A 25,698-nucleotide genomic window follows, 5' to 3' on the forward strand; every position below is an offset into this window, starting at 1 on the left:
AGGGAGAGGGGCTGCAGGCCTATTACAGACCGAACAGCATGCGGCCCGGGTTTTCCAGCTGGTTCTTGATGTCCACCAGGAACTGCACCGAATCCTTGCCGTCGATGATGCGGTGGTCATAGGACATGGCCAGGTACATCATCGGCGCGATCACGACCTGGCCGTTCTCGGCGATCGGACGGTCCTTGATCGCGTGCATGCCCAGGATGGCGCTCTGCGGCGGGTTGACGATCGGGGTCGACATCAGCGAGCCGAAGGTGCCGCCGTTGGTCACGGTGAAGGTGCCGCCCTGCAGTTCTTCCAGCGACAGCTTGCCGTCACGGGCCTTCTTGGCGTAGTCGGCGATGGCCTTCTCGATGTCGGCGAAGGACATGCGCTCGACGTTGCGCAGCACCGGGGTCACCAGACCCTTTTCGGTGGACACGGCGATCGAGATGTCCGAGTAGCCGTGATAGATGATGTCGTCACCATCGATCGAGGCATTGACCAGCGGGAAGCGCTGCAGTGCGTTGGCGGCGGCCTTCACGAAGAAGCTCATGAAGCCCAGCTTGATGCCGTGGGCCTTGACGAACTCTTCCTGCAGTTCCTTGCGCGCGGCCGACACCTTGGACAGGTTGACCTCGTTGAAGGTGGTCAGCATGGCGGTCGAGTTCTTCGACTGCATCAGGCGCTCGGCGATGCGCTTGCGCATGCGGGTCATCGGCACGCGTTCTTCCGGACGTGCGCCACCGGCCTTGCCGACACCACCGTTGCGGGCGAAGTTGACGATGTCTTCCTTGGTCACCGCGCCGTGACGGCCGGTGCCGGCCACGTCAGCCGGGTTCACGCCTTCGGTGATGGCCGAGAAACGGGCGCCCGGGGGCAGGCTGTCGGAGCCGGACTTGGCTGCCGGTGCCGGAGCAGCAGCGGCAACCGGAGCGGCGGCAGCGGCAGCCGGAGCTGCAGCCTTCGGTGCCTCGGTAGCGGCCGGAGCCGGTGCGGCGGCAACCGCGCCTTCCTCGATGATGGCCAGGATCTGGTTGGAAGTAACGGTGTCGCCTTCCTGGAACTTGATTTCCTTCAGCACGCCATCAACCGGTGCCGGTACTTCCAGCACGACCTTGTCGGTTTCCAGGTCGAGCAGGTTCTCGTCACGCTTGACGGCTTCGCCAGCCTTCTTGTGCCAGGAGGCGATGGTGGCGTCGGAGACGGATTCGGGCAGTACCGGTACTTTGACTTCGGTGGCCATGTGTTGAATTCCTGGTTGCAGATTCTTGGGTAAAGGGAGGGCTTATTCGGCGTAGTTGTCGTCGATGCTGTTGACCAGCGCATCGGCGAGCAGCTGCTGCAGTTCGCGCAGGTGGTCGGCCATGTGGCCCACCGCCGGCGACGGAGAACGCGGACGACCAGCGTAATGCAGGTTCTGGGCGGTACCCAGGCAGGCCTGCAGGTGGTGGCGGATCTGATACCACGCACCCTGGTTCATCGGTTCTTCCTGGCACCACACCACGTCGGTGGCCTTGCCGTACTTCTTCAGTTCGGCGGCCAGTGCCGGACGCGGGAACGGATACAGCTGTTCCACACGCACGATGGCGACGTCGTCCTGGCCGCGCTTGGTCTGGTCTTCCAGCAGGTCGTAGTAGACCTTGCCCGAGCACAGCACCACGCGCTTGACCTTCTTGGCATCGGCATTGGCATCGCCGATCAGGTGCTGGAACTCACCGTTGGCCAGTTCGTCCATGGTCGATACGGCCAGCTTGTGGCGCAGCAGCGACTTGGGCGACATGACGACCAGCGGCTTGCGGGTGTCCATGCGCATCTGGCGACGCAGCATGTGGAACGCCTGCGCCGGGGTGGACGGCACGCAGACCAGCATGTTCTCCAGCGCGCACAGCTGCAGGAAGCGCTCCAGGCGCGCCGAGCTGTGTTCCGGACCCTGACCTTCATAACCGTGCGGCAGCAGCAGGGTCAGGCCGGAGATGCGGCCCCACTTTGCTTCGCCGGAGGCGATGAACTGATCGATCACCACCTGGGCGCCGTTGGCGAAGTCGCCGAACTGGCCTTCCCAGATGCACAGGGTGTTGGGATCGGTGGTCGAGAAGCCGTACTCGAAGGCCATCACGGCTTCTTCGCTGAGCAGCGAATCGATGATGGTGGCCTGCTCCGGCGACTGCACCAGCTGGCGCAGCGGCAGGTAGTAGTTGTCGGTCTTCTGGTCGTGCAGGATCGCGTGGCGATGGGTGAAGGTGCCGCGACCAACGTCCTGGCCGACCAGACGCAGGCCATTGCCTTCGTCCAGCAGGGTGGCGTAGGCCAGATTCTCGGCAAAGCCCCAGTCGCCGCCGATTTCACCGGCAGCCATCTTGCGGCGGTCTTCATAGACCTTGGCCACACGCGAGTGCACTTCCACGCCTTCCGGAATGGTGTTGATCAGCGTGGCCAGCTGCGTCAGCTTGCCCATCTCGACCTTGGTGCTGACCGGGTCGGACAGCTTGCCGGACAGGTACTTCGGCCAATCCACGTACATCTTGCTGGTAGCCGGGGTCTTCTCGACGACGGCCAGCTCGGTGGTGACTTCGCCCGAATCCAGCTTGTTGCGGTAGGCGTCGACCATTTCCTTGCCGGCGCCGGCGGCGATCACGCCAGCGGCTTCCAGCTGCTCTGCGTAGAGCTCGCGGGTGGTCTTGTGCTTGCGGATCACCTGGTACATCAGCGGCTGGGTGATGGCCGGTTCGTCGGCCTCGTTGTGACCCCAGCGGCGGTAGCAGATCAGGTCGATCACGACGTCCTTGTGGAACTGCTGGCGGAAGTCATAGGCCAGCTTGGCCGCAAACACCACCGCTTCCGGGTCGTCGCCGTTCACGTGCAGGACCGGGGCAGCGACCATCTTGGCGATGTCGGTGCAGTACAGGGTCGAGCGCGAGTCGTCGCGGTTGGAGGTGGTGAAGCCCACCTGGTTGTTGATGACGATGTGCACGGTGCCGCCGACGGTGAAACCGCGGGCCTGCGACATCTGGAACAGCTCCATCACCACGCCCTGACCGGCAAATGCCGCATCGCCGTGGATCAGGATCGGCATGACCTGCTTGCGATCGGTGTCGTTGCGGCGTTCCTGGCGCGAACGCACCGAGCCGGCAACCACCGGGTCGGCGATTTCCAGGTGCGACGGGTTGAACGCCAGGGCCAGGTGCACCGGGCCGCCATCGCTGGCGACGTCGGCCGAGAAGCCCATGTGGTACTTCACGTCACCGGCAACGGCGCGGTCGTCGTGCTCGAACTTGCCTTCGAACTCGTCGAACAGCTTGCGCGGGTTCTTGCCCAGGGTGTTGACCAGCACGTTCAGACGGCCGCGGTGGGCCATGCCGATCACCACGTCCTTGACGCCTTCGGCGCCAGCGCCGCGGATGATGGTGTCCATCATCGGGATCAGCGAGTCGCCGCCTTCCAGCGAGAAGCGCTTCTGGCCGACGTACTTGGTGTGCAGGTAACGCTCAAGGCCTTCGGCAGCGGTCAGGCGTTCCAGCGTACGGCGCTTGGTGTCAGCGTCGAGGTTGTAGTTGCCGCCTGCCTGCTCCAGTCGCTTGTACAGCCACTGGCGCTGCTCGACTTCGGCGATGTACATGAATTCTGCGCCGATCGAGCCGGTATAAGTCGCCTTCAGGCGAGCCAGCAGGTCGCGCAGCTTCATCCGCGGCTGACCGCCCACGCCGCCGGTGCTGAACTCATCGTTGAGGTCGGCATCGGTCAGTTGATGGAAGGGCAGGCCCAGGTCCGGCGGATTGATGGGCGGGGTCAGGCCCAGCGGATCGAGATTGGCGCCGAGGTGACCGCGCGAACGGTAGGCAGTGATCAGACGGCCGACGTTGCGCTCGCGCTCGTCGCCAGTGCCGCCGCCTACGTTGCCTGCGTTTTTTGCAGCCTCGGTGATATGGGCGATGGCGGCCGAATGCGGGACGTCGCCAGCCTCGCGGCCCTTGAAACCGTCAAAGTAGGACTTCCACTTGGGGTCCACACTGTCCGGAGAGACGAGGTACTGCTCGTACAGGTCCTCGACATAGGAGGCGTTGCCGCCGGCGAGTTGCGAAGTCTGCGCAAACTGCTTCAGTAGATTGTCCACGATGGAGGGTCGGATTCGCTTGTGGGGTATGGCTTTGGGAACCGGCGGAGCCTGAGTCGCAGGACGCCGCGCGGGCGTGATCTAACTGCCGAATTATACCCCTCACGGGACAGGAAGGGGCGTGCACACTGTCCCTAGTATTAATGTATGTCCGGTAGTTGTCCGATTGTGCAGATAACGTCAAATACCCAGCGCACGGAGTGCATTGCAATGGCGTGAACGTTGCCAGATGCGCTGGAAAAGCTGCTCCTGTCGCTGTGCCTGCGCGGCAGGGTGCAATGCCAGTTCGCCTTCGATGCGAGCGCCTATTGGACGAAAGTAGCAGTCGCCCTGGTCGTTGCCGATCGCGGCCGAGGTCACCTGGCAATCTTCCGGGTCCACCGGCTCACGCAGTTGGAACACACTGGGCAGGCGCTGGATCAATGCCTGCAGTGGCGCGGGCAGGGCGGGGAGGTCGGCTTCGTGCAGCAGTATCTGCACCTGCTTGTCGTGGCGGGCAGTGGCGAAACGGCGTAAAGCCTCCAGAACCTGTGGTTGTGCGAACAACACGCTGTCACCGCGCAGCTGCAGTTGCAGCAGGCGCCGCGCGCGGTGGATCACGGCAGCCGTGGCCGCACAGGCCTGGTCCCGGTCCTGCACACGCATCGGGCCGTCCAGACGCTGGCGCATGGTCTGGTGGGCAATGCCGGCCTCCTCGAATTCAACGCCTTCGGGCAGGAAACCATTGCGCGCGTAGAAGTCGCGTGCATGCAGTTGGGCGTGCAGGCTGACTTCGCCATAGCCCATTCGCCCAGCCTGTTCGAGCAGCGCCTGCAGCAGGACTTCGCCCACACCGCGCCCGCGCCAGCTCGCCAGCACGGCCATGCGGCCGATGCGTTTGTCCGGTGTGAGCCGGCCGGCGCCGATCGGGTTGCCGGTGGCGTCCAGTGCCAGTGCGTGTTGGCTGAGGGGATCGAGTTCGTCGATCTCCAGTTCGGCCGGCACCTTCTGCTCGTCCACGAACACGGCGTTGCGCACGCGGTGCAGCAGCAGGTGCTGCACCGCGTAATCGACGATCAGGACGTTGAAGTCCGATGCCTGGCTCATGCGGACGGGGTTTCCGCCTCGTCGCTTTCGTCTTCGCAGATCACCACCACCTCGACGCCTTCATCACTCACCTTCACGGTGTCGATGTTGGCGCTGGACGGTTCGCCTTCGCCAGCCTGGGCGTATTCGAACACTTCGATTTCCAGTTCCGGTGCATCACCATCCTCGTCGATGGCCTCATCGTTGAAGTCTTCGCCGTCGAAGTCCTCGTCTTCGAATGCAGCGGCCCGGGCTTCGGCCAGGGTTTCCACATCCAGCAGCTGGAAATGGCCACCGGCCAGCAGTTCCAGCAGCGCGGCGCGGCCCTTGGCCGACAGCTTGTGGAAGGTGGCCGCTTCAATATGCTCGGCACCTGCCAGGCGCTGGGCGTCCTTGACCGGCAGGGTGAAGACCAGCCCGGAGCAGTACAGGCTGGCGCCCTTGCTGGCGCGACGCCAGGCCAGGCGCGCCCACGGGTGGCGCTCGAGCAGGCCGCCGCGTGCCAGTTCGGCTTCCACTTCTTCCGGTGCCGGCGGTTGCTGCGAAGGCATGATGTCGCCGGCCGCACGGTAGGTGGTGATGAAACGGCCAAACCAGTTGCCCAGTTGGTCCGGGTCGTTCATGCGCAGGGCGTTGAGCGCCTGGACCACACGGCCCATCGCGGCTTCGTCGATCTCGTTGGGGTCTTCCGGCAGCTTCAGGTCCGGGTCCTTGTAGCGGACGTCCTCACTGGCGCAGGCCACCAGGTCGTCCAGGTAGTCGCTGATCAGTTCGGCCGAGGACGGCGCACGCATGCCAAAGGAGAAGGTCAGGCACGGATCTTCGGCCACGCCGTTGTGCGGCACGTTCGGTGGCAGGTACAGCATGTCGCCCGGGCCCAGCACCCAGTCATGGCTCGGCTTGAACTTCTTGAGCAGCTTGAGTTCAACGTCGGGGCGGAAATCCAGCGGCGGGCGCTTGCCCTTGGTGGATTCGCTGGCGTCGATCTGCCAGCGGCGGTGGCCGTAGGCCTGCAGCAGGAACACGTCGTACTGATCAACGTGAGCGCCAACCGAGCCGCCGGTGGCCGCAAAGCTGATCATCACGTCGTCCATGCGCCAGCGCGGCAGGAAGCTGAAGTAGGAGGTCAGTGCGCGAACGTCCGGGTCCCACTTGTCCACGTCCTGCACCAGCAGGGTCCAGTCGTGGTCGGGCATGCCGGGGAAATCTTCTTCCTGGAACGGGCCGGTACGCAGGGTCCAGCCGTCGGTGGCGCGGTCGTGGCTGACGATGCGGGCCAGTGCGCCTTCCTCGCAGGCCAGGCCGGCGAGGTCTTCCGGCATCACCGGGGTTTCGAAGTTGGGGAATGCGGCGCGGATCAGAAGCGGGCGCTTCTGCCAGTAGTCGCGCAGGAAGGTGGCCGGGGCCATGCCCAGCGGCAGGCCGGGCTTGGCCTGGACTTCGATCGGATAGGTCTTTTGCTTGCGTGCGGCCATGGGGGAGTCCTTGCAACGGAGACGGAAAGCTGGCGCCGGGGCGCGTATCGCCGGCTATTGTCCCCTTGTTCGGTGAAAACCGCACGGCGGATGGATGATCTGGATCAATTGGTGGGCGGCTGGGGGCGCAAAGCTTCCCCTCACCCCAACCCTCTCCCGTAAACGAGAGAGGGGCCCGGATTGCGTGGGCTATCAGTGCATCAGCCCCGCCCGCCGCCGGAAGAGGGGCTGGGGTGAGGGCTGCCTTTCAAATGCAGAAAAGCCGGCAATACCGGCTCTTCTGGGTGCTGCATTGAAGCGGAACGTAGATGGCCTTGGTCAGCCCCGCCGCCACGTCTAAGCAACCGCCCAGGGAATGCGCGGGCTTCTCATGCTTTAGCCCCTCTCCCGCCTGCGGGAGAGGGGTTGGGGTGAGGGCAGCCTTTCAAAAGCAGAAGAGCCGGCAATGCCGGCTCTTCTGGGGTGCTGCAATGAGGCCGAGCTCAGATGGCCTTGGCCAATCCTGCCGCCAGACCAACATAACCACCCGGGGTCAGTTCACGCAGGCGCTGCTTGGCATCGGCCGGCAGCTCCAGCGTTTCAATGAACTCGCGCATCGAATCGGCGGTGATGCCGTGGCCGCGGGTCAGTGCCTTGAGCTGCTCGTACGGATTCGGCAGGCCGTGACGGCGCATCACCGTCTGCACGGCTTCGGCCAGCACTTCCCAGGCTGCATCCAGGTCGGCGTTGAGACGCTCCGGGTTAACGGTCAGCTTGCCCAGGCCCTTGGCCAGCGATTCCAGGCCGACCTGGCTGTGACCGAAGGCGGTGCCCACGGCGCGCAGCACGGTGGAGTCGGTGAGGTCGCGCTGCCAGCGGCTGATCGGCAACTTGGCGCTGAAATGCTCGAACAGGGCGTTGGCGATGCCGAAGTTGCCTTCGGCATTTTCGAAATCGATCGGATTGACCTTGTGCGGCATGGTCGAGGAGCCGACTTCGCCTTCCTTGAGCTTCTGCTTGAAGTAGCCCAGCGAGATGTAGCCCCAGATGTCACGGGCCAGGTCGACCAGGATGGTGTTGGCGCGACGGGCGGCATCGCCGATCTCGGCGACGTTGTCGTGCGGCTCGATCTGCGTGGTGTACGGGTTGAATACCAGGCCCAGCGAGGTCACGAAACGCTCGGCGAAGGCAGGCCAGTCCACTGCCGGATAGGACACGACGTGGGCGTTGTAGTTGCCGACGGCGCCGTTGATCTTGCCGGTCAGCTCGACCGCGCCGATCTGGCGGATCTGGCGTTCCAGGCGGGCCACCACGTTGGCCAGTTCCTTGCCCAGGGTGGTCGGCGAAGCGGTCTGGCCGTGGGTGCGCGAGAGCATCGGCTGTTCGGCCTGCTCATGGGCCAGCTTGCGCAGCGAAGCGGCAATGCCGGCGTAGGTCGGCAGCAGCACCTGGCTGCGCGCTTCAGCCAGCATCAGGCCGTAGGACAGGTTGTTGATGTCCTCGCTGGTGCAGGCGAAATGCACGAACTCCAGCGCCGGGGCCAGCTCGGCATCGTCCTTGAGCTGCTCCTTGATGAAGTACTCCACGGCCTTGACGTCGTGGTTGGTGGTGCGCTCGATTTCCTTGACGCGGGCGGCGTTGCCGACCGAGAAACCTTCGGCCAGTGCGCGCAGCTTGGCCTTGCCTGCGGGGCTGAAGTCGGCCAGTTCGGCAATGCCCGGCTCGGCGGCCAGTGCCAGCAGCCATTCGATTTCCACCTTCACGCGGGCCTTGATCAGGCCGTACTCGGAGAAGATCGGGCGCAGCGCGTCAACCTTGCTGGCATAGCGGCCATCAAGCGGGGACAGGGCGAGCAGGGCGGCTTCTGTGCGGGAGGTATCCGTCATGTCGGCGGGCAATGGGGCAGTGGCGGGGGCGCACATTCTACGCTGCCCGGCAACGCTCGGCCCGTGCACCGGTGAATCCCGGTCGGCGCTGATGCCTTCCCATGGCCCTCGGGGTATCTTGTGGGCAGCCGCCAGCCAGGGAAGCCTGCCCAATGCCAGCCGCAGCTTCCCTTTCCCCAACGAAACGAAGTGCGGAGTCGAGCAGATGAGCAAGGGTTCCAACAACAAAGCGTTCCGGACCGAACACGACAGCATGGGCGAGTTGCAGGTGCCCGCCGAGGCCCTGTGGGGCGCGCAGACCCAGCGCGCGGTCGAGAACTTCCCGGTGTCCGGGCAGCGCATGCCACGCGAGTTCATCCGTGCGCTGGGGCTGATCAAGGGTGCCGCCGCCGAGGTCAATGCCGGCCTGGGCCTGCTGCCCAAGGGCGTGGGCAAAGCCATCCAGGCTGCCGCGGGCGAGGTGGCCAGCGGGGCGCACGACGCCCATTTCCCGATCGACGTCTACCAGACCGGTTCGGGCACCTCGTCCAACATGAATGCCAACGAGGTCATCGCGACCTTGGCCAACCAGGGCGGCAAGGCCGGCAAGACGGCGGTTCACCCTAACGATCACGTCAATCTGGGGCAGAGCTCCAATGATGTGATTCCCACCGCCATCCGTGTTTCGGCACAGCTGGCCACGGTGGAAGCGCTGCTGCCGGCGCTCAAGCACCTGCGCAAGACCATCGACAAGCGCGCACGCACGCTGGGCAAAGTGGTCAAGACCGGGCGCACCCACCTGATGGACGCGATGCCGCTGACCTTCGCCCAGGAGTTCGGTGCGTGGTCGGCACAGCTGGAATCGGCGCAGGCCCGTATCGAGGATGCGCTCAAGCGTCTGCGCCGGCTGCCGCTGGGTGGCACCGCGATCGGCACCGGCATCAACGCCGACCCGCGCTTCGGCGGCAAGGTGGCCAAGGTGCTGTCGGCTTCGACGGGCGTGAAGTTCGACAGTGCCGAGAACAAGTTCGAAGGTCTGGCCGCACAGGATGATGCGGTGGAGTTGTCAGGCCAGCTCAATGCGTTGGCGGTGGCGTTGATCAAGATCGCCAACGACCTGCGCTGGATGAACTCCGGGCCGCTGGCCGGGTTGGGCGAGGTGGAGCTGCCGGCGTTGCAGCCGGGCAGTTCGATCATGCCGGGCAAGGTCAATCCGGTGATCCCGGAAGCGACCGTGATGGCCGCCGCGCAGGTGATCGGGCATCACGTCGCGATCACCGTGGCCGGGCAGACCGGCAACTTCCAGTTGAACGTGACCTTGCCGCTGATCGCTGCCAACCTGCTGGATTCGATCCAGCTGCTGTCCAGCGTGATGAACCTGCTGGCCGACAAGGTGTTCGTCGGTTTGGTGGTCAAGCAGGACCGCGTGCGTGAGGCGCTGGCCCGCAACCCGATCCTGGTGACCGCACTGAACCCGATCATCGGTTACGAGAAGGCCGCAGCGATCGCCAAGCGTGCCTACAAGGAACAGCGCCCAGTGCTGGAAGTGGCGCTGGAAGACAGTGGTTTGTCGGAGGTGGAACTGAAGCGCCTGCTGGACCCGGCGGCGCTGACGCTGGGTGGCATCCACGATCATTGATCGGGTGACGGAGCAGGCCGGCTGGGCGCTGCTCCTGTCTCTTGCTGCGGGATGGCGGAAGGCGAAGTGCCGGCGGCGATTCGCTCCTCGCGTTCGCCTTCTCCCGTCTGCGGGAGTTCGCTCTTCGCGTTTCCCTTCTCCCGTCTGCGGGAGAAGGGGGCGCAGCACCGGGGGAGAGCGTTCCTGCGCTTTGTGCCTTGCTGAAAGCACCGCGCCAATTCAAAGCCCCCATCCGCCCTTCGGGCACCTTCCCCCGCAAGCGGGGAAAGGACAGGCACCAGCGGGCCCCGTTGCACCACCCCAAATTCAAATCCCGATCAGCGCAACGCGCGCGGATTGGCCAACGCTTCGTTGTATTCCTTGAACTCGGGAATGCGCTCGGCAAGGTCGGCCGGGAACACTTGCTGGCCGGCCGGAACCTTGATCGGCACCGTGCGTTCGCGGGTGCCGGTGGCCGGCGCGGCGCTGGCCGCATCGGTCAGGGTGTTCTGGCGCAGGATCTGCAGTTTGACGAAGCTGGTCTGCAACATCGCGCGCTGGGTTTCGTCCAGCGGAATCTCGATGTCGTCCACGCGCAGGCGGCCATCGGGGAGGATGTCCAGGTTCGGATAGGGCGCGCGGCGGATGGCAACGCGGTCGGTACCGACTTCCATCTTCGGCTTGCTGCGTTCAACCCTATGAGAAGCGTACTTCTCTCGATCGCAACCAGCAGCCAGCATCGCGAAGGCGACCATAACGAGCAGCAGCAGTTTCTTCATGACGGCATACGCACATAAAACGACGGAGGCGGCATTCTACCGCCCCCGCCAGGCAACCCCGCTGCACCCGATCAGGGGAGTTTCATGTTGCCGTTGTCACGACAATCATCGATGTCGCTCTGGTCCATCGTCGCGTAAGGCTTGAACTCGGGGACGGCCGCAGCCAGCTGTTGCTGGGTAGCCAGCATCGCCGGCAGCTGGTCGCAGAGCTTGGCCGCGCTGGCCTTGATCTGCTCGGCTTCGGCGTTGACCCGGTCTTCGATCTTGTCGGTATTGCCGGAGAGGATGCCCTTGATCGCCTCACCTGCCGCACGTGCGCCGAGGTTGGCGCCCTGCACCCCAATCTCGATGCCGGCTTCGGCCACCGCCACCACCTGACCGCGGTACTGCATTAGCAATGCGCGCTGCTTGTCGTCCAGTGTGACCGCTACGTCGTTGATCAGCAGGTCACCCTTGGGCGAAATCTCCACCTTGGCGCCGCTGTCGCTGGACACGCTGATGTTGCCTTCGGCCAGTTGCTTGCGTGCTTCGTTGGTGGCTTCGCGGACCTTCTGGCCCAGCGTGGTTTCGCCGGCCGGAGCATCGGCCGAGGGACGGTCGCCGCAGGCGATCAACGGCAGGCAGAGCAGGGCGGTCAGCAGCGGTGTACGCAGGTTCATTGCGGGGACTCCTTTCATTGAATGTGGGCTCAGCGCAGTGCGATGTCGTGGCGGAGCTCGCTGTCGCAGCTTTCCACGTCATCCTGCTCAAGGTCGGCATAAGGCCGGAACTGCGGAAGGCTGGCAGCCAGCGCCTGCTGCGACGCCAGTACTTCGGGCAAGCGCTGGCAGATCTGCGTCACCATCGGCTCGATATGCTGCTTGACCGTCTTCTCGATACGACGCTCAAGGCCGCCAGTGAGGCCGCCGACGACCAGGCTGAACAACGACACGTCGGTGGCCTCCAGTGCAGCCATCGCCGCCTTCTCGCCGGCATCGATGCCGGCCTTGGCCAGGCCGAGCACCTTGCCCCGGTAGTCCAGCAGCATGCGCCGCTGCTGGGCCGTGACCGCGACCGTCTCGCCATCGATGATCAAGTCGCCGGCCGGAGTGATCTGCGCGGCGGGCAGTGTGCGGTCGGCATGCCCATTGCGTGAGCGCTTGCCGAACGAAAGTCCATTGCCCAGCGACAGGTCCTCGCGTTCCAGTTCGGTGCGGGCCTTGGCCATCTCCGCGCTTACCTCGGCACGGCTGCTGGCCATCTCCCGCTTGATCTCCGCGCTGACGTCCTCCGATTGGACGCTGGCCTGGGCGGCCAGAGGCAGGCACAGCAGCAGTGCGATGAGCGGGTTCTTGATCTTGTTCATGGCAGTTTCCCTTGCAGATCAGTCAAGAATGGCGCGTCAGCGTTTTTCGGGCAGGGCGACCGCGCCGGTGATACCGGAATGCTTGACCGCGCCGCTGCCAACGCGCTGCACGGTGAGGCTGGCAGCATTGCGTACATCCAGATCGCCCGAGCCGATGCTGCCCAGCGTGACCGCACCGCGCACATCGCGCAGGTCCACGTCGCCGGAACCGATGCTTTCCAGGCTCACCGCGCCCTGCACGTCATGCAGTTCCAGGTCGCCGGAGCCCACCCTGCCGACCCGTGCCTGCCCGCGCACACCGTTGGCCTGGACATCGCCGGAGCCCAGCGACAGCAGGTACAGCGAGCCGACGTCACGCAGTTTCAGGTCGCCGGAGTTGACCGCCGCAGTGACCAGCCCCTTGATGTTCTCGGCGCTTACGTCGCCGGAACCAACATCGGCACTCATTGATTGGGCGCCGCTCAGGCTTGCATCACCGGAGCCGACTTTCAGCTGCACCAGGATGTTGTCCGGCAACGTGCCGGTCAGGTCGAGGTAGGCGTAGTTGTCGCCGCCGAAGTTGATGTTCATGACCTGGTTCTTGCGTTCGAGCGTGACCACCAGCTTGTCGGCGACCTTCTGCTGGGAAACAGACACTTGGCTCAGCAGGTCCTGGCTGGAAGCGCAGGCGCGCCCGCCAAGGGCGGCCTTGGCGCCAGGGCTGGCCTGCAGGCGCAGGTCATGGCTGTTCACTTCGAACACGACGGCCTTGGCGCCGGCAAGGTTCAACTCCAGCGACTGCGGCTGACTGAACTTGCAATGTTCTTCGGCGGCGAATGCAGCGCCCGGCAGCAGCGTGAGGGCAATCAGGAGAGGCTTGAGGTTCATCTTGTTTCCTTGCGATTGCGGAAGAAGATTCAGATGTCGTCGCGACGCTGGCGCAGCCAGATCGCCACGGCGATGAAGCCTACGCCGACCGCTGCGCCGATCCACAGGCTGGGCATCGACAGTGCGTGGAACTGGGTGGCCGGGGAGAAGCCTTCGATCATGGAGCGCGCGACTTCCTTGCCGGTGGTCGAACCATAGGGCAGATGCATGCCCGGGAAGGTGCCCAACAGCAGGCGCCCGACGATGTTGCCCCAGAACCAGCCCACGTCCGCGTTGATCAGGCGCATCATCGAGAACCAGCCGACGATCACCCCGGCGAACACCGGCAGCATCACCGCCCACAGGAACGGCTTGCTCCTGGCCCAGGCCGAGCACATCAGCAGCCAGCCGGCGGTCGGCAGTGCCCACAGCACGTAAACGGGGATCCAGCACAGCAGGCCGGCGGCGATGGTGAGCGGGTTGGCGGCGGCCCAGATCAGGCTGACCGGGCCGCCATGGGCCAGCATCACCAGGCTGATGACCACCATGAAGCAGAACATGATCACGATAGCGGCCAGCACCGCCAGCAGCGGAGCCACGATCAAGGCGCTGACCAGCTTGGAGAGCACGGTCTGCGAGTCCGACAGCGGCATGGACTTCCAGAACAGCACGCTGCGGTCGCGGCGGTCGTCGTACAGGGCGCCCAGGCAGTAGAAGAACACCACGAAGGCCAGCACGATGAAGGGCCAGGCAGAGCTGATCAACAGCGTGGCGTTGAGCGTCTCACTCAACTGCGCGATGTCGTGGCCGGAGAGCTGGCTGGTCAGCAGCTTCAGGTCCAGGCCGTTGACGTTGACGCCATTGATATGAAGGTCGCCGTTGGCGGCGGCGCGGCTGGCTGCCCACAGGCCAGCGATGATCGCCGCCGAGGCCAGCACCAACGAGACAACACCGGCGATGATCGGTGCCCACAGGAAGCCACCGCGGTTTTCCCAGAACTCACGTTTGAGCAGCCACTTGAACTTGCCGAGCGGGGTGATGTGGTGAACGGCGTTCATGCGTAGGTTCCCTTCATGGTGGCCACGAACAGGTCGGCCAGGCCGGGGTTGCGGATTTCGCCCAGTGCAGCGATGCGGCTGCGCTCCACGCCGTCGTAAAGCAGGACGGTCTTGCCGAAGGGCAGGCTGCGCTCGTCGATCGGGCCAAGCGCGCGCGCTGCTTCCAGCGTGTCGGCCGAGGCCAGCAGTTCGGTGTAGCGATCGGCCAGGGTTTCCATGTCGGTGGACAGCACGATCTTTCCATCGCGGATGAACAGCACGTCGGTGAGGATGTGCTCGATCTCTTCCACCTGGTGGGTGGTGACGATGATGGTCTTCTGCTCGTCGAAGTAGTCTTCCAGCAGGCGCTGGTAGAACTCCTTGCGGTAAAGGATGTCCAGGCCCAGGGTCGGCTCGTCCAGCACCAGTACCTTGGCGTCGATGGCCATCACCAGCGCCAGGTGCAGCTGCACCACCATGCCCTTGGACAGTTCACGCACGCGGGCCTTGGGGTTGAGCTTGGTGTTGGCCAGGAAGCGCTCGCAGCGGGCGCGGTCGAAACGCGGATGCACGCCGGCCACGAAGTTGATGGCTTCCTTCACCTTGATCCAGCGCGGCAGTACCGCCACGTCGGCAATGAAGCACACGTCATTCATCAGTGCGTTGCGCTGGGTGCGCGGGTCCATGCCCAGCACGCGCAGGCCGCCTTCGAACGTGGTCAGCCCGAGCAGGGCCTTCAAAGCGGTGGTCTTGCCGGCGCCGTTGGGGCCGATCAGGCCGACGATACGGCCCGGTTCAATGGTGAAGCTGGCGTTGTCCAGCGCCGGCTTCTGCTTGTAGACCTTGCGCAGGCCTTTGGCGGAAACAACGGCTTCGACGGCGGCGTTCATAGAGTGGTCCCCGGTGGCAGCAGATCTTTCATGGTCAGGCCAAGGCGCTGGATGCGTTCCAGTACGCTGGGCCATTCATCGTTGAGAAAACGTTCGCGTTCATTGCCACGCAGCTTCTGCGCGGCTTCTTCGGTCATGAACATGCCAAGACCGCGCCGTTTCTCGACCAGGTTCTCGTCTGCCAACTCCTGGTAGGCACGCGAGACGGTGATCGGATTCAGCTGGTACTCGGCCGCCACCTGGCGCACCGAGGGCAGGGCATCGCCCGGCTTGAGAATGCCATCCAACATCATCGCGATCACGCGATCCTTCAGTTGGCGGTAGATGGGAGCGCCATCGCTCCACTGGATTTCACTCATGAGTGTCAGCTCCGCGGATTCAGCGACTGTGCGAAGGAAAAGTAGGGCATTGAAAGACTGGTCCGCATCCGCCGGGCCGGCCGCTTCGCTTTGGGGAGGTCGTTGGCATCCTGCTCGCCACCAGCCAGCTCGGGCGCATAATCCCGGGTGTCTGCACGCCCGGTCTGTAGCGATGCCGAGCAACCCAGCAACAACAAAGCGCCGGTAGCCGTCAGTGCCTGTAGAACATGTCTGCTGCGCTTGCGGTTCATCTCGGCTCCCTGTGTAGGGTGGCTGGTGTTGTATACAACTATAACACCGACACGGCGACATGCAAGCGTTGTTGTCACCAACTGATGGCATATGCCTGTTTAAACTGGAAAAGCCGCCCCGGAGATTGATGATGAATGCTCGCAACTTTTTGATTGGTTTGGTTTTTGTGGTTTTTCTTGGCGCTGCCTCGGGGGCTTCTGCGGGCCCGCTGCTGGATCGCGAATTCCGTCCGCTGGCCGGCAAAGACGCGGTCAACCTGAATCGGGCCTTTGGCGGCAAGGTGCTTTTGATCGTCAATACGGCCTCCAAATGCGGGTTCACGCCGCAGTACGAGGGGCTGGAAGCGTTGCAGCAGGAGCTGTCCGGGCGTGGCTTCGCCGTGCTGGGCTTTCCATCCAATGACTTCAAGGGCCAGGAGCCGGGCAGCGAGGAGCAGATTCAGGAGTTCTGCACGCTTACTTACGGGGTCAAGTTCCCGATGTTCCAGAAGGTGCACGTGGTAGGCCCGGAAACCACGCCGCTGTATCAGGATCTGACCCGCGCCACCGGCGTGGCGCCGGGCTGGAACTTCCACAAGTACCTGATCGGCCGCAATGGTCAGGTGGTGGCGCAGTTCCCGAGCCGGGTGCGCCCGGATGATGCCCAGCTGCGTGCGGCGATCGAGCGCGAACTGGCTGCGCCGGTTCCTGGTCGCTGACCCGGCCTGCAGGCGTATCACGATCCGGCAACGTTGCCCTGATTATTGTGTCCAGGTGCAACGGAGACAGGGCTTGCAGGTCTCCGGGCGCCTCGACATATGCAGCGTGCGTGCGACAATGTCGCCCCCCGCGCCGTCGGTGGCGTTTGTTCACTTCCAGGAATGCAGCGAATGAAGATGGGAAAGCGTGGCGCAGTTGCGTCGCTTCTGATTCTGGCGATGGCGGCCCCTGTGGTCGCGTTGTCGCAACAACCAGCCGCCCCTGCGGCCAGCAAGGAGAAGTCTGTTTTGACCTCGGAACGTGAAAAGATCGGTTACGCCATCGGCGTCGATGTTGCCAGCTCATTCGAGCCCATCGCCTCGGAAGTGGACGTGGCTGCCATGCGCCGCGGCGTCGAGAACGCTTTTGCCGGCGGCCAGCCGCTGCTGTCGCAGGAAGAAGCGCAGAAGACCGACCAGGCGCTGCGTACCGTGATGATGGCCCGTTCCGGCCAGCAGGTGCCGGGCATGGCGCCGGGCAGCCAGCCGCCGGCAGTTGATCGCCAGAAGGTCGGCCTGATGCTGGGCAGCTTTGCCGTTGGTCCGTCGCTGGCCCCGATCCAGAAGGACATCGACCTGGACTCCGTGTTCCAGGCCATCACCACAGTGTTCGCCAAGGGCACCCCGCTGATGAACCGCGAGCAGTCGCAGGCCGTGTTGCAGGCGTTCACCGCCAGCAAGCAGGCTGAAATGCAGGCCGAGCAGGGCAAGGCCGCGCAGACCAACCGCGAAGCCGGCAACGCCTTCTTGGCCAAGAACAAGACCCAGCCGGGCGTGGTGACCACCGCTTCGGGCCTGCAGTACCAGGTGCTGCGCGCCGGTGCCGGCGAGCGCCCGACCGCGACCAGCCAGGTGCGTGTGAATTACGAAGGCAAGCTGCTCGACGGCACCGTGTTCGACAGCAGCTACCAGCGCGGTGAGCCGGTCAGCTTCGGCCTGGGCCAGGTGATCAAGGGTTGGACCGAAGGCGTCGCGCTGATGCCGGTTGGTTCCAAGTACCGCTTCTGGATTCCGGGCGAGCTGGCTTACGGCGAGAGCGGTACGCCGGGCGGTCCGATCGGTCCGAATGCCACGTTGACCTTCGACGTTGAGCTGCTGGGCGTCCAGCCGTAACGGAGTTGTCGCAGTCATGCGCGTAGCCATTTTCGGTACCGGTTATGTGGGTCTCGTCACCGGGACCTGTCTTGCCGAAGTTGGCCACGACGTGGTCTGCGTGGATGTTGATCAAACCAAGGTCGAGGGATTGGAGCAGGGCATCGTCCCTATCTACGAACCCGGCCTGGAATCGATGGTGAAGGCCAATCACGCCGCAGGGCGGTTGGCTTTCACCACCGATGCCACCCCTGCCATTGACCATGGCCAGGTGGTGTTCATTGCCGTAGGCACGCCGCCGGATGAAGACGGCAGTGCCGACCTGCAGTACGTGCTGGCCGTGGCCCGCACCATTGGCCGCCACCTGACCCATCCGACGGTGGTGGTGAACAAGTCCACCGTGCCGGTGGGTACCGCTGACCAGGTGCGCGCGGCCATTGCGCAGGAGCTGGCCGCGCGTGGCGTGGAAATCGCCTTCGACGTGGTTTCCAACCCCGAATTTCTCAAGGAAGGCGATGCGGTGGCCGACTGCATGCGTCCGGATCGCATCGTCATCGGTGCCTCCAATCCGGAAGCTGTCGCGTTGCTGCGCCGCCTGTACGCGCCGTTCAACCGCAACCGCGACCGCGTGGTTGAAATGGACGTGCGCTCGGCCGAGCTGACCAAGTACGCGGCCAATGCGATGCTGGCCACCAAGATCAGTTTCATGAACGAGATCGCCAACATCGCCGAGCGCGTGGGGGCTGATATCGAACAGGTGCGCCAGGGCATCGGCTCGGACCCGCGCATCGGCTGGCACTTCATCTATCCCGGCGTCGGTTACGGCGGTTCCTGCTTCCCGAAGGATGTGCAGGCACTGGCTCGTATCGCGGCCGGGCATGGTCTCCAACCGCAGCTGTTGAATGCGGTGGAAGCGGTCAACGCAGCACAGAAAGGCCATCTGTACACGCTCATCCAGCGTCATTACGACTGCGGTGAAGACGAGGGTGTGCGCGGCAAGACCTTCGCGATGTGGGGCCTGGCGTTCAAGCCCAACACCGATGACATGCGCGAAGCGCCCAGCCGTCGTGTACTGGAACAGCTGTGGGAAGGTGGCGCCAAGGTCCGTGTGTATGACCCGGAAGCCATGAACGAAGCGCGCCGCATCTTTGGTGAGCGCGAGGATCTGGTGTTCTGCCAATCGGCAACCGAAGCGTTGGAAGGCGCCGACGCGCTGGTGGTGGTCACCGAGTGGAAGCAGTTCCGCAGCCCCGACTTCGCGCGCATGCGCAAGGCGTTGGGCGATGCGGTCGTTTTTGATGGCCGTAATCTGTACGACCCCGCGGAAGTGGAAGCGGCAGGTCTGGCGTATTACGGCATTGGCCGGGGGCGTTCCCTGCATGAATGAGTCACATCCCGACCCGCGCGAACAAGCGCTGGAAGACCGCCTGGTGGAACTGGAAATGCGAGTCTCCTTCCAGGAACAAGCCCTGGCGGAAATGAGCGAAGCACTTGCCGAGGCCCGCATGCAGGGCTCGCGCAACGCTGACCTGTTGCGCCACCTGCTCGACGACCTGGGCAAGGTGCGCACGGCGTTGTACGCCGATGCCGCCGACGAACCGCCGCCCCCGCACTACTGACAGAAGCACCGCAAGCCATGAGTGACACTCTTCGCGATCAGCTCCTTGGGCTGGGTTTCAAACCCGCGCCCAAGCCGGAGCGCAAGCCGGAAAACAAATCCAATACCCGCCGCGACAACCGCCCGCAGGGCAGGCACGCCCAGCCCGGCAATACGTCGGGGCAGGCTGCTGCCAAGCCCGGCAACAGGCCGCAGCACGCAGGCAAACCCGCGCACACCGGCAAGCCGTCGCACGGCCCACGCAAGCCGCGCTCGCAGGAAGACATCGACCTGGCCAAGGCCTATGCGATCCGCGCGCAGAAGGAAAAGGACGAGCGTCTTGAAGCGGAGCGGCTGAAGCAGGAAGAAGCGCGACTGCGTCGCGAGGCCCGCGCCAAGCTCGATGAGCTGGTGAAGGACAAGGGGTTGAATGACCCCAACGCCGACATTGCCCGCCACTTCGAGTACGGCGGCAAGATCAAGCGCATCTACGTGACCGCCGAGCAGCTCAAGGGCCTCAATGCTGGTGAGCTGGGCGTGCTGCAGCAGAACGGCCGCTATCTGTTGGTGACGGCGGCATTGCTGGCCGAGGCCGAGGCGGTGTTCGCCCCGAGCGTGGCGTTGAAGGTCGACCCGAACGCGCCGGTTGAAGCCGACCCGTACGCCGATCCGCAGTTCCAGGTGCCGGACGACCTGGTCTGGTAACCCGGCCGGTCAAGGCGGTTGGATACGAAAAGACAGGCCATTGGCCTGTCTTTTTTGTTTCCCGCAGCGCCTGGTCAGGGCTCGTCGTCTGGGATGCGGCCGACACTGACGATGGCGCGCACGTGCGCACCGGCAGCTTTGTTGAGGGCCATGCGCATGTAGATATCGGTGGGGTTGTCGGGGTCGAATAGGGTGTAGGCGTGCTCATCCCATCCGTCTTCGGTGGTGACCGGCTCCCATTCGACCTTGTAGCTGTCTTCGGCGGTTTTGCCGAACAGGACGAAGTCACTGACGATGGCCTTCGGGTCGCCGCTGATTGCGGTCATCGTGCAGATGCCCTGGTCGAGCAGGGCAAAGCCGTACACCTTGTCCTCGTGCGTCATCAGCCAGGCCTTGCCTGTCCGTCCGGTGAGAAAGTTCTGGGCGGACTTGCCATCCAGACGCTGCGCAACGTTGTCCAGCTTGGCGGTGAGTTCCTCGGGCTTGTCCACGTACTGGAAGCAGGAGGCGACGAATGCCGAGATCGTCTGGTCGTCCTCCGCCTGAGCGAGGCCGGACGTGGCGAGCAGCAGCATGGCCAATGGGATGGACCGCCAGTGGTGCAGTTTCATGACAACTCCCCCTGTGTCGTGAGTGCTGCGCCGTTATAGCAGGCCTGGGCCCGGCCGGATGTGCTCAGGCTGCGCGTCGGGCCTGTCGTGACGGTGGCAGCCAATACCAGGCGATGAGTGCGCCGAGCAGGGCGAAGAAGCCGCCGACGATGAAGGCCACCTTGCCGTCGCCAAACTGCCACAACTGGCCGGCGATCAGCGCCCCCAGTACGCCGCCGAGCCCGGAGGAGAAGCCGTAGAACAAGCCCTGTCCGTGACCGTTGAGGTTGCCGGGGAAGTAGCGCGCCAGCAGCTGCATGGCCGAGGCGAAAAACGCGGCAAACCCGAGGCAATGGGTGGTCTGCGCGACCAGCATCACCGGGATGTTCTCCGGCCACAGCGCGGTGGCCCACCAGCGCAGCGCGGCGCTGGCCATGGAAATGATCAGTAGCCAACTGGCGTCCCAACGGCGGAAGAAGCGCGCAATGAAGAAGAACACCGCCACTTCGAAGATGACCCCCACGGTCCACATCAGGCCCAGCAGCGAGGTGCTGTAGCCGTGGTGGTCCATGTAGAGCGAGAAGAACGTGTAGTACGGGCCGAACGACAGTTGTTCAAGGAACGCAGCGATGAAGAACGCCAGTACCGGCTTCTGTCGCACGATGGCCCAGAAACCACCGGTAGCGTGGTTGTGGCTGCCGATGTTGCGTGCATAGCGGTTGAAGAAGGCCGAGCCGGTCAACAGCACGAACAGCGGCAGCATCAGCCACGGCAGGATGCCCGCGCCGTTGTGTTCGATCAGCCAGCCGAACAGCGTGACCACGAGGATGAAACCCAGCGAGCCCCACACGCGGATCATGCCGTAGCGGTGGCTGTCACTTCCCAGATGGGTAAGGGTGATCGATTCGAACTGCGGCATCACCGCGTTGTAGAAGAAGCAGAACGCGATCATCACCGCGTACAGCGTCCACGGGGGTGCCGGTACCAGGAAGCAGGCGAAGCTGAGGATGGTCAGCACGCAGCCGATGCGCAGCCAGCGAATGGGCTTGGGCGATACCGCCGCCAGTGACGTCCACGTACTGGGCGCGACCACGCGGGTGGCGTACCACAGGCTCATCATCACGCTGATCGCGGTGACGGTCATGCCGCGCGATTGCAGGTACAGGCTCCAGTACGGAGTGAACGCACCCAGTGCCGCGTAATAGAAGAAGTAAAAGCTGGACAACCGTGCGGTGGGCACGGTGACGGAGTGCTGGGTGGGGGTACTCATGGAATCAGAACAGATCTTCGATCGGCGTGTTGAGCAGTTCGATCGTGCCGTGCGTGAGCTGGCGCAGGCTGGAAATGCCGAGATCGCGGATGATGGAGTGGGTGGTGTGAGACAGGTCCGAATCGTACAGGTCCTGCGGAGCGACGTTCTTGCCATGCACGCCGGGCATCAGGTCGATGCCGGCGGCGGTGTAGCAATGCTGGACCATGGCCGAGCAGTACAGCGCGCCTTCCTTGGACAGCAGGTTGCTGCGCCGGCGCAGGCGGGTGCTGTGCATGGCAAACAAGGTGCCGACCAGTTCGCTCAGCGAATAGCTGGACAGCCCGGCCAGCAGGTCGAGCGCGGCGATCTGAACCTTGCGGGTCTGCTCGGCATCCAGGCCGAAGTCGAGGATGGCCAGGTTGGGGAAGGCCTCATCGTCGAAGTAGCGATCGGCACGGTTCTCCTGCGCACCCAGCCGAAGCTGGCGATTGCGCAGATCCAGGTCCGATTCCAGCACCCACCAATGGCCGTCCAGGCGCTGCTCGCTGAACAGGAATGCGTGGGACCACAGGCTGCGATGGCCATCTTCGGTCAGCGGGGCCTGCGCCTTGCGGATGGCCTTGCCGATCCAGTCGGAGGTGCCGCACAGGCCGATGCAACCGGGTGCGGCATATCTGCGGATCAGTTCGGCATTGCGACTTTCCATGTCGGCTTACTCGGGGTCGTAATCCAGGTTGGAAGCCAGCCAGCGCTCCACCTGCGCACGGTCCACGCCCTTGCGCCTGGCGTAGTCGTTGACCTGCTCGCGCGATACCCGGCCGACCACGAAGTACTGGCTCTGCGGATGGCTGAAGTAATAGCCCGAGACCGCGGCGGTCGGCAGCATGGCGAAGCTTTCGGTCAGCGACATGCCGATGTCCTCGGCGCCGAGCATGGCGAACAGTGCCTGCTTCTCGCTGTGCTCCGGGCACGCCGGGTAGCCGGGGGCAGGGCGGATGCCGCTGTACTTCTCGGCGATCAGCGCTTCGTTGTCGAGCTGTTCGTCCTTGGCATAACCCCAGAACTCGGTGCGCACGCGCTGGTGCAGTCGTTCGGCCATGGCTTCGGCCAAGCGGTCGGCCAGCGCTTTGAGCAGGATGGCGTTGTAGTCGTCGTGGTCGGCTTCAAAACGGGCCACGTGCGGCTCGATACCGATGCCGGCGGTGACGGCGAAGGCGCCGATCCAGTCCTGCTTGCCGCTGTCCGCCGGGGCGATGAAATCGGCCAGGCAGAAGTCCGGGCGCTCGGCCGGCTTGTCGACCTGCTGGCGCAGGAAGTGCAGGGTCTGCTTGCGCCCCTCTCCCGCCTGCGGGAGAGGGGTTGGGGTGAGGGTGCGAGGCACAAGCGATGATGCTGAAGGGATGCCCTCATCCGCCCTACGGGCACCTTCTCCCGGAGGGGGAAGGGAAACGACGACATCGTCGCCCTTGCCATTCGCCGGCCAGATTCCAAACACTGCCCTTGCTGTCAGCCACTTCTCGTCAACGATGCGCTTCAGCATTGCCTGCGCATCCTTGAACAGATCGCTGGCCTGCGGGCCGACGATCTCATCGGTCAGGATCGCCGGGTACTTGCCCGCCAATTCCCACGCCTGGAAGAACGGGGTCCAGTCGATGACCGGGATCAGGTCGTCCAGCGGATAGTTGTCGAACACGTGCAGGCCCGGCGAGGCCGGCGTCGGCGGCGTGTACTGGCTCCAGTCGCAGGTGAAGCGCTGGCCGCGCGCATGTTCCAGTGACACCAGTCGCTTGGCGTCGCCACGGTTCCTGTGGCGGTTGCGGATGTCGGCGTAGTCGGCGTCATTGGCCGCGACAAACGCGGCGCGCAGCTCACGTGAGATCAACGATTGCGCCACGCCCACCGCGCGCGAGGCGTCCTTCACCCACACCGTGGGTGCGTTGTAGAACGGGTCGATCTTCAATGCGGTGTGCGCGCGCGAGGTGGTCGCCCCGCCAATCATCAGCGGCATCTCGAAGCCCTGCCGCTGCATTTCCCGCGCGACGTGGCTCATTTCTTCCAGCGACGGTGTGATCAGCCCGGACAGGCCGATGATGTCGGCGTTCTCGGCGCGCGCGGCATCGAGGATCTTCTGCGCCGGCACCATCACGCCCAGGTCGACCACTTCGAAGTTGTTGCAGGCCAGGACCACACCGACGATGTTCTTGCCGATGTCGTGCACGTCGCCCTTGACCGTGGCCATGATGATCTTGCCGTTGGACTTGCCGACGTCGCCGGTACGCGCCTTTTCTTCTTCGATGAAGGGCAGCAGGTAGGCCACCGCCTTCTTCATCACGCGTGCGGATTTGACCACCTGCGGCAGGAACATCTTGCCGGCACCGAACAGGTCGCCGACCACGTTCATGCCGTCCATCAACGGGCCCTCGATCACATCCAGCGGACGCTTGGCCTGCTGGCGGGCTTCCTCGGTATCTTCTTCTACCCAGGCATCCAGGCCCTGCACCAGCGCATGTGCCAGGCGCTCGCGCACCGGACGCGTGCGCCATTCCAGGTCCTCTACCTTCTTCTCGCCCTTCTTGCCCTTGTAGCGCTCGGCGATTTCCAGCAGGCGCTCGGTGCCGTCGCGGCGGCGGTTGAGGATCACATCCTCGACCGCTTCGCGCAGTTCCGGGTCGAGCTGGTCGTAGATCGGCATCGCGCCGGCATTGACGATGCCCATGTCCATGCCGGCCTGGATGGCGTGGTACAGGAACACCGAGTGGATCGCCTGACGCACGGTCTCGTTGCCACGGAACGAGAACGACACGTTCGACACGCCGCCGGACACGTGACAGCCGGGCAGCGTGCGCTTGATGATGCGGGTGGCCTCGATGAAGTCCACCGCGTAGTTGTCGTGCTCCTCGATGCCGGTGGCCACGGCAAAGATGTTCGGGTCGAAGATGATGTCTTCCGGCGGGAAGCCGACCTGCTCGGTGAGGATGCGGTAGGCGCGGGTGCAGATTTCCACCTTGCGCTCGCAGGTATCGGCCTGGCCCACTTCGTCGAAGGCCATCACCACCGCAGCGGCGCCGTAACGGCGCACCAGCCGCGCGTGTTCCAGGAAAGCTGCTTCGCCTTCCTTGAGCGAGATCGAATTGACCACGCTCTTGCCCTGCAGGCACTTCAGGCCGGCCTCGATCACGCTCCACTTGGAGGAATCGACCATCACCGGGATGCGCGCGATATCCGGCTCGGACATGATCAGGTTGAGGAAGCGCACCATCGCCTTCTCGGAATCGATCAGGCCCTCGTCCATGTTCACGTCGAGGATCTGCGCGCCGCTGGCCACCTGCTGGCGGGCCACGTCGACCGCTTCCTCGTAGCGTTCTTCCTTGACCAGTTTGCGGAACTGGGCACTGCCGGTGACGTTGGTGCGCTCACCAACGTTGATGAACAACAGGTCCGGGGTGATGACCAGCGGCTCCAGGCCGGACAGGCGGGTGAAGCGTGCTTCGTTGTTGGATGCGTTGCTCATTACCAGACCTTGAAAACCTGTCCATTGGCGATGCCGTCGACGCTGCGCTGATACGCAAGCGCGGCGCGTGCGGCGCTTACCGCCTCAAAGCCGGGGAAGAAATCGGCGTAGGCATCCCAGGCTTCCTGCAGCACGCTGGGGCTGACCACGTTGATGCGCAGGCCACGCGGAAGTTCCAGTGCGGCTGCGCGGACAAAGCCTTCGATGCCGGCATTGACCGCCGTGGCATTGGCTCCTTGCGCGATGGGCTGTTCGGTGAGGATGCCGGTGGTCAGCGTGATCGAGCCGCCATCATTGAGATGGTGCTGGCCCAGCAGCGCAAGGCGCACCTGGCCGAGCAGCTTGTCCTGCAGGCCCTGTTGGAACTGCGTGGTGCTCATCCGCGTCAGCGGACCGAAATGCACGTTGCCGGTGGTGGCGATGATGGCGTCGACCGGCCCGATCGCGCGCAGCAGCGCGTTGACGCTGTTGTCGCTGCCAAGATCGACTGGATGCTGCGCATCCGAGCGGGAGGCGGTGATGACTTCATGCTGCTGGCGCAACTGCGTGGCGACGGCCTTGCCGAGGGTGCCGCTTGCACCGACGAGCAGAATTCTCTTCTTCATCGGA

The 25,698-nt window shown here is 64.3% G+C and carries 24 protein-coding genes; 6 read left to right on the forward strand and 18 right to left on the reverse strand.

Annotation, left to right across the window (positions count from 1 at the left end; genetic code table 11):
• Positions 1-22: 22 nt before the first annotated feature.
• The 5 genes from sucB to purB all read right to left on the reverse strand — a co-directional run bounded on the left by sucB (position 23) and on the right by purB (position 8,501).
• Positions 23-1,228 (reverse strand): dihydrolipoyllysine-residue succinyltransferase, encoded by a 1,206-nt coding sequence (gene sucB, locus LR961_RS07970; RefSeq protein ID WP_232147949.1) that lies wholly within the window; start codon positions 1,226-1,228, stop codon positions 23-25.
• Positions 1,229-1,270: 42 nt separating this feature from the next.
• Positions 1,271-4,096 (reverse strand): 2-oxoglutarate dehydrogenase E1 component, encoded by a 2,826-nt coding sequence (locus LR961_RS07975; protein ID WP_232147951.1) that lies wholly within the window; start codon positions 4,094-4,096, stop codon positions 1,271-1,273.
• Between the two features lie 180 nt (positions 4,097-4,276).
• Entirely contained in the window at positions 4,277-5,182 is a 906-nt protein-coding gene (locus LR961_RS07980; RefSeq protein WP_232147953.1) for a GNAT family N-acetyltransferase, read from the reverse strand.
• Positions 5,179-6,636: a cupin domain-containing protein gene (locus tag LR961_RS07985; protein ID WP_232147955.1), complete on the reverse strand. Its 1,458-nt coding sequence runs from the start codon at positions 6,634-6,636 to the stop codon at positions 5,179-5,181. Before LR961_RS07985 ends, LR961_RS07980 begins: the two co-directional genes overlap by 4 nt.
• Positions 6,637-7,118: 482 nt before the next feature.
• The gene (gene purB / locus LR961_RS07990; protein ID WP_232147957.1) at positions 7,119-8,501 is read right to left on the reverse strand and encodes an adenylosuccinate lyase; all 1,383 of its coding nucleotides are present in this window, start codon (positions 8,499-8,501) and stop codon (positions 7,119-7,121) included.
• A 205-nt stretch (positions 8,502-8,706) separates the two neighbouring features.
• On the opposite strand from purB, the gene LR961_RS07995 reads away from it, so the two are divergent.
• Positions 8,707-10,119 carry a class II fumarate hydratase gene (locus LR961_RS07995; RefSeq protein WP_232147959.1) on the forward strand — a complete coding sequence of 471 codons (1,413 nt, stop codon included), beginning with the start codon at positions 8,707-8,709 and terminating at the stop codon, positions 10,117-10,119.
• A 317-nt stretch (positions 10,120-10,436) separates the two neighbouring features.
• Here the strand turns inward: LR961_RS07995 and LR961_RS08000 are convergent, their stop codons facing one another.
• The 8 genes from LR961_RS08000 to LR961_RS08035 form a co-directional block, all read right to left on the reverse strand.
• Complete coding sequence (locus LR961_RS08000; protein ID WP_232147961.1) at positions 10,437-10,877, reverse strand: hypothetical protein; 441 nt, start codon at positions 10,875-10,877, stop codon at positions 10,437-10,439.
• Between the two features lie 71 nt (positions 10,878-10,948).
• Positions 10,949-11,536, reverse strand: coding sequence for a DUF2884 family protein (locus tag LR961_RS08005; RefSeq protein ID WP_232147963.1), 588 nt, complete (start codon positions 11,534-11,536; stop codon positions 10,949-10,951).
• A 29-nt stretch (positions 11,537-11,565) separates the two neighbouring features.
• Positions 11,566-12,222: a hypothetical protein gene (locus LR961_RS08010; protein WP_232147965.1), complete on the reverse strand. Its 657-nt coding sequence runs from the start codon at positions 12,220-12,222 to the stop codon at positions 11,566-11,568.
• A gap of 36 nt (positions 12,223-12,258) precedes the next feature.
• Positions 12,259-13,089 (reverse strand): DUF4097 family beta strand repeat-containing protein, encoded by an 831-nt coding sequence (locus tag LR961_RS08015; protein ID WP_232147967.1) that lies wholly within the window; start codon positions 13,087-13,089, stop codon positions 12,259-12,261.
• Positions 13,090-13,118: 29 nt separating this feature from the next.
• Positions 13,119-14,126, reverse strand: a complete 1,008-nt coding sequence (locus LR961_RS08020) for a hypothetical protein (RefSeq protein WP_232147969.1) — start codon at positions 14,124-14,126, stop codon at positions 13,119-13,121.
• Complete coding sequence (locus tag LR961_RS08025; protein ID WP_232147985.1) at positions 14,123-14,995, reverse strand: ABC transporter ATP-binding protein; 873 nt, start codon at positions 14,993-14,995, stop codon at positions 14,123-14,125. Before LR961_RS08025 ends, LR961_RS08020 begins: the two co-directional genes overlap by 4 nt.
• A complete protein-coding gene (locus LR961_RS08030; protein ID WP_232147995.1) occupies positions 14,992-15,354 on the reverse strand; it encodes a GntR family transcriptional regulator in 363 nt (120 codons plus the stop codon). Before LR961_RS08030 ends, LR961_RS08025 begins: the two co-directional genes overlap by 4 nt.
• A gap of 5 nt (positions 15,355-15,359) precedes the next feature.
• Positions 15,360-15,605: a hypothetical protein gene (locus tag LR961_RS08035; protein ID WP_232147997.1), complete on the reverse strand. Its 246-nt coding sequence runs from the start codon at positions 15,603-15,605 to the stop codon at positions 15,360-15,362.
• A 131-nt stretch (positions 15,606-15,736) separates the two neighbouring features.
• On the opposite strand from LR961_RS08035, the gene LR961_RS08040 reads away from it, so the two are divergent.
• The 5 genes from LR961_RS08040 (at position 15,737) to LR961_RS08060 (ending at position 19,736) form a co-directional block, all read left to right on the forward strand.
• Positions 15,737-16,303: a glutathione peroxidase gene (locus LR961_RS08040; protein ID WP_232149278.1), complete on the forward strand. Its 567-nt coding sequence runs from the start codon at positions 15,737-15,739 to the stop codon at positions 16,301-16,303.
• Between the two features lie 171 nt (positions 16,304-16,474).
• A complete protein-coding gene (locus LR961_RS08045; protein ID WP_232147999.1) occupies positions 16,475-17,455 on the forward strand; it encodes an FKBP-type peptidyl-prolyl cis-trans isomerase in 981 nt (326 codons plus the stop codon).
• Positions 17,456-17,471: 16 nt separating this feature from the next.
• A complete protein-coding gene (locus LR961_RS08050; RefSeq protein ID WP_232148001.1) occupies positions 17,472-18,821 on the forward strand; it encodes a UDP-glucose/GDP-mannose dehydrogenase family protein in 1,350 nt (449 codons plus the stop codon).
• A complete protein-coding gene (locus LR961_RS08055) occupies positions 18,814-19,053 on the forward strand; it encodes a SlyX family protein (RefSeq protein ID WP_232148002.1) in 240 nt (79 codons plus the stop codon). Before LR961_RS08050 ends, LR961_RS08055 begins: the two co-directional genes overlap by 8 nt.
• 17 nt (positions 19,054-19,070) lie before the next feature.
• Positions 19,071-19,736, forward strand: a complete 666-nt coding sequence (locus tag LR961_RS08060; protein ID WP_232148004.1) for a DUF2058 family protein — start codon at positions 19,071-19,073, stop codon at positions 19,734-19,736.
• A 74-nt stretch (positions 19,737-19,810) separates the two neighbouring features.
• Here LR961_RS08060 and LR961_RS08065 read toward each other — a convergent pair whose 3' ends face one another.
• The 5 genes from LR961_RS08065 to LR961_RS08085 form a co-directional block, all read right to left on the reverse strand.
• A complete protein-coding gene (locus LR961_RS08065) occupies positions 19,811-20,347 on the reverse strand; it encodes a hypothetical protein (protein WP_232148006.1) in 537 nt (178 codons plus the stop codon).
• Positions 20,348-20,411: 64 nt separating this feature from the next.
• On the reverse strand, positions 20,412-21,596 hold the full coding sequence (locus tag LR961_RS08070) for an MFS transporter (protein WP_232148009.1): 1,185 nt from the start codon (positions 21,594-21,596) through the stop codon (positions 20,412-20,414).
• A gap of 4 nt (positions 21,597-21,600) precedes the next feature.
• Complete coding sequence (locus tag LR961_RS08075; RefSeq protein WP_232148011.1) at positions 21,601-22,284, reverse strand: hypothetical protein; 684 nt, start codon at positions 22,282-22,284, stop codon at positions 21,601-21,603.
• A 6-nt stretch (positions 22,285-22,290) separates the two neighbouring features.
• A complete protein-coding gene (metH, locus tag LR961_RS08080) occupies positions 22,291-25,089 on the reverse strand; it encodes a methionine synthase (protein WP_232148013.1) in 2,799 nt (932 codons plus the stop codon).
• A complete protein-coding gene (locus tag LR961_RS08085) occupies positions 25,089-25,694 on the reverse strand; it encodes a short chain dehydrogenase (RefSeq protein ID WP_232148015.1) in 606 nt (201 codons plus the stop codon). The genes metH and LR961_RS08085 overlap by 1 nt, the downstream gene beginning before the upstream one ends.
• Positions 25,695-25,698 lie beyond the last annotated feature (4 nt).

It is taken from the genome of Stenotrophomonas sp. SY1 (assembly GCF_021202945.1).
Taxonomy (GTDB): domain Bacteria; phylum Pseudomonadota; class Gammaproteobacteria; order Xanthomonadales; family Xanthomonadaceae; genus Stenotrophomonas.

Coding starts and splice junctions, on each gene's coding strand:
- sucB (WP_232147949.1), bottom strand. CDS start 1,228: ATGGCCACCGAAGTCAAAGTACCGGTACTGCCCGAATCCGTCTCCGAC.
- purB (WP_232147957.1), bottom strand. CDS start 8,501: ATGACGGATACCTCCCGCACAGAAGCCGCCCTGCTCGCCCTGTCCCCG.
- LR961_RS08075 (WP_232148011.1), bottom strand. CDS start 22,284: ATGGAAAGTCGCAATGCCGAACTGATCCGCAGATATGCCGCACCCGGT.
- LR961_RS08010 (WP_232147965.1), bottom strand. CDS start 12,222: ATGAACAAGATCAAGAACCCGCTCATCGCACTGCTGCTGTGCCTGCCT.
- LR961_RS07985 (WP_232147955.1), bottom strand. CDS start 6,636: ATGGCCGCACGCAAGCAAAAGACCTATCCGATCGAAGTCCAGGCCAAG.
- LR961_RS08020 (WP_232147969.1), bottom strand. CDS start 14,126: ATGAACGCCGTTCACCACATCACCCCGCTCGGCAAGTTCAAGTGGCTG.
- LR961_RS08070 (WP_232148009.1), bottom strand. CDS start 21,596: ATGAGTACCCCCACCCAGCACTCCGTCACCGTGCCCACCGCACGGTTG.
- LR961_RS08005 (WP_232147963.1), bottom strand. CDS start 11,536: ATGAACCTGCGTACACCGCTGCTGACCGCCCTGCTCTGCCTGCCGTTG.
- metH (WP_232148013.1), bottom strand. CDS start 25,089: ATGAGCAACGCATCCAACAACGAAGCACGCTTCACCCGCCTGTCCGGC.
- LR961_RS08015 (WP_232147967.1), bottom strand. CDS start 13,089: ATGAACCTCAAGCCTCTCCTGATTGCCCTCACGCTGCTGCCGGGCGCT.
- LR961_RS08045 (WP_232147999.1), top strand. CDS start 16,475: ATGAAGATGGGAAAGCGTGGCGCAGTTGCGTCGCTTCTGATTCTGGCG.
- LR961_RS08035 (WP_232147997.1), bottom strand. CDS start 15,605: ATGAACCGCAAGCGCAGCAGACATGTTCTACAGGCACTGACGGCTACC.
- LR961_RS08025 (WP_232147985.1), bottom strand. CDS start 14,995: ATGAACGCCGCCGTCGAAGCCGTTGTTTCCGCCAAAGGCCTGCGCAAG.
- LR961_RS08000 (WP_232147961.1), bottom strand. CDS start 10,877: ATGAAGAAACTGCTGCTGCTCGTTATGGTCGCCTTCGCGATGCTGGCT.
- LR961_RS08050 (WP_232148001.1), top strand. CDS start 17,472: ATGCGCGTAGCCATTTTCGGTACCGGTTATGTGGGTCTCGTCACCGGG.
- LR961_RS08060 (WP_232148004.1), top strand. CDS start 19,071: ATGAGTGACACTCTTCGCGATCAGCTCCTTGGGCTGGGTTTCAAACCC.
- LR961_RS08055 (WP_232148002.1), top strand. CDS start 18,814: ATGAATGAGTCACATCCCGACCCGCGCGAACAAGCGCTGGAAGACCGC.
- LR961_RS08065 (WP_232148006.1), bottom strand. CDS start 20,347: ATGAAACTGCACCACTGGCGGTCCATCCCATTGGCCATGCTGCTGCTC.
- LR961_RS08030 (WP_232147995.1), bottom strand. CDS start 15,354: ATGAGTGAAATCCAGTGGAGCGATGGCGCTCCCATCTACCGCCAACTG.
- LR961_RS07980 (WP_232147953.1), bottom strand. CDS start 5,182: ATGAGCCAGGCATCGGACTTCAACGTCCTGATCGTCGATTACGCGGTG.
- LR961_RS08040 (WP_232149278.1), top strand. CDS start 15,737: ATGAATGCTCGCAACTTTTTGATTGGTTTGGTTTTTGTGGTTTTTCTT.
- LR961_RS07995 (WP_232147959.1), top strand. CDS start 8,707: ATGAGCAAGGGTTCCAACAACAAAGCGTTCCGGACCGAACACGACAGC.
- LR961_RS08085 (WP_232148015.1), bottom strand. CDS start 25,694: ATGAAGAAGAGAATTCTGCTCGTCGGTGCAAGCGGCACCCTCGGCAAG.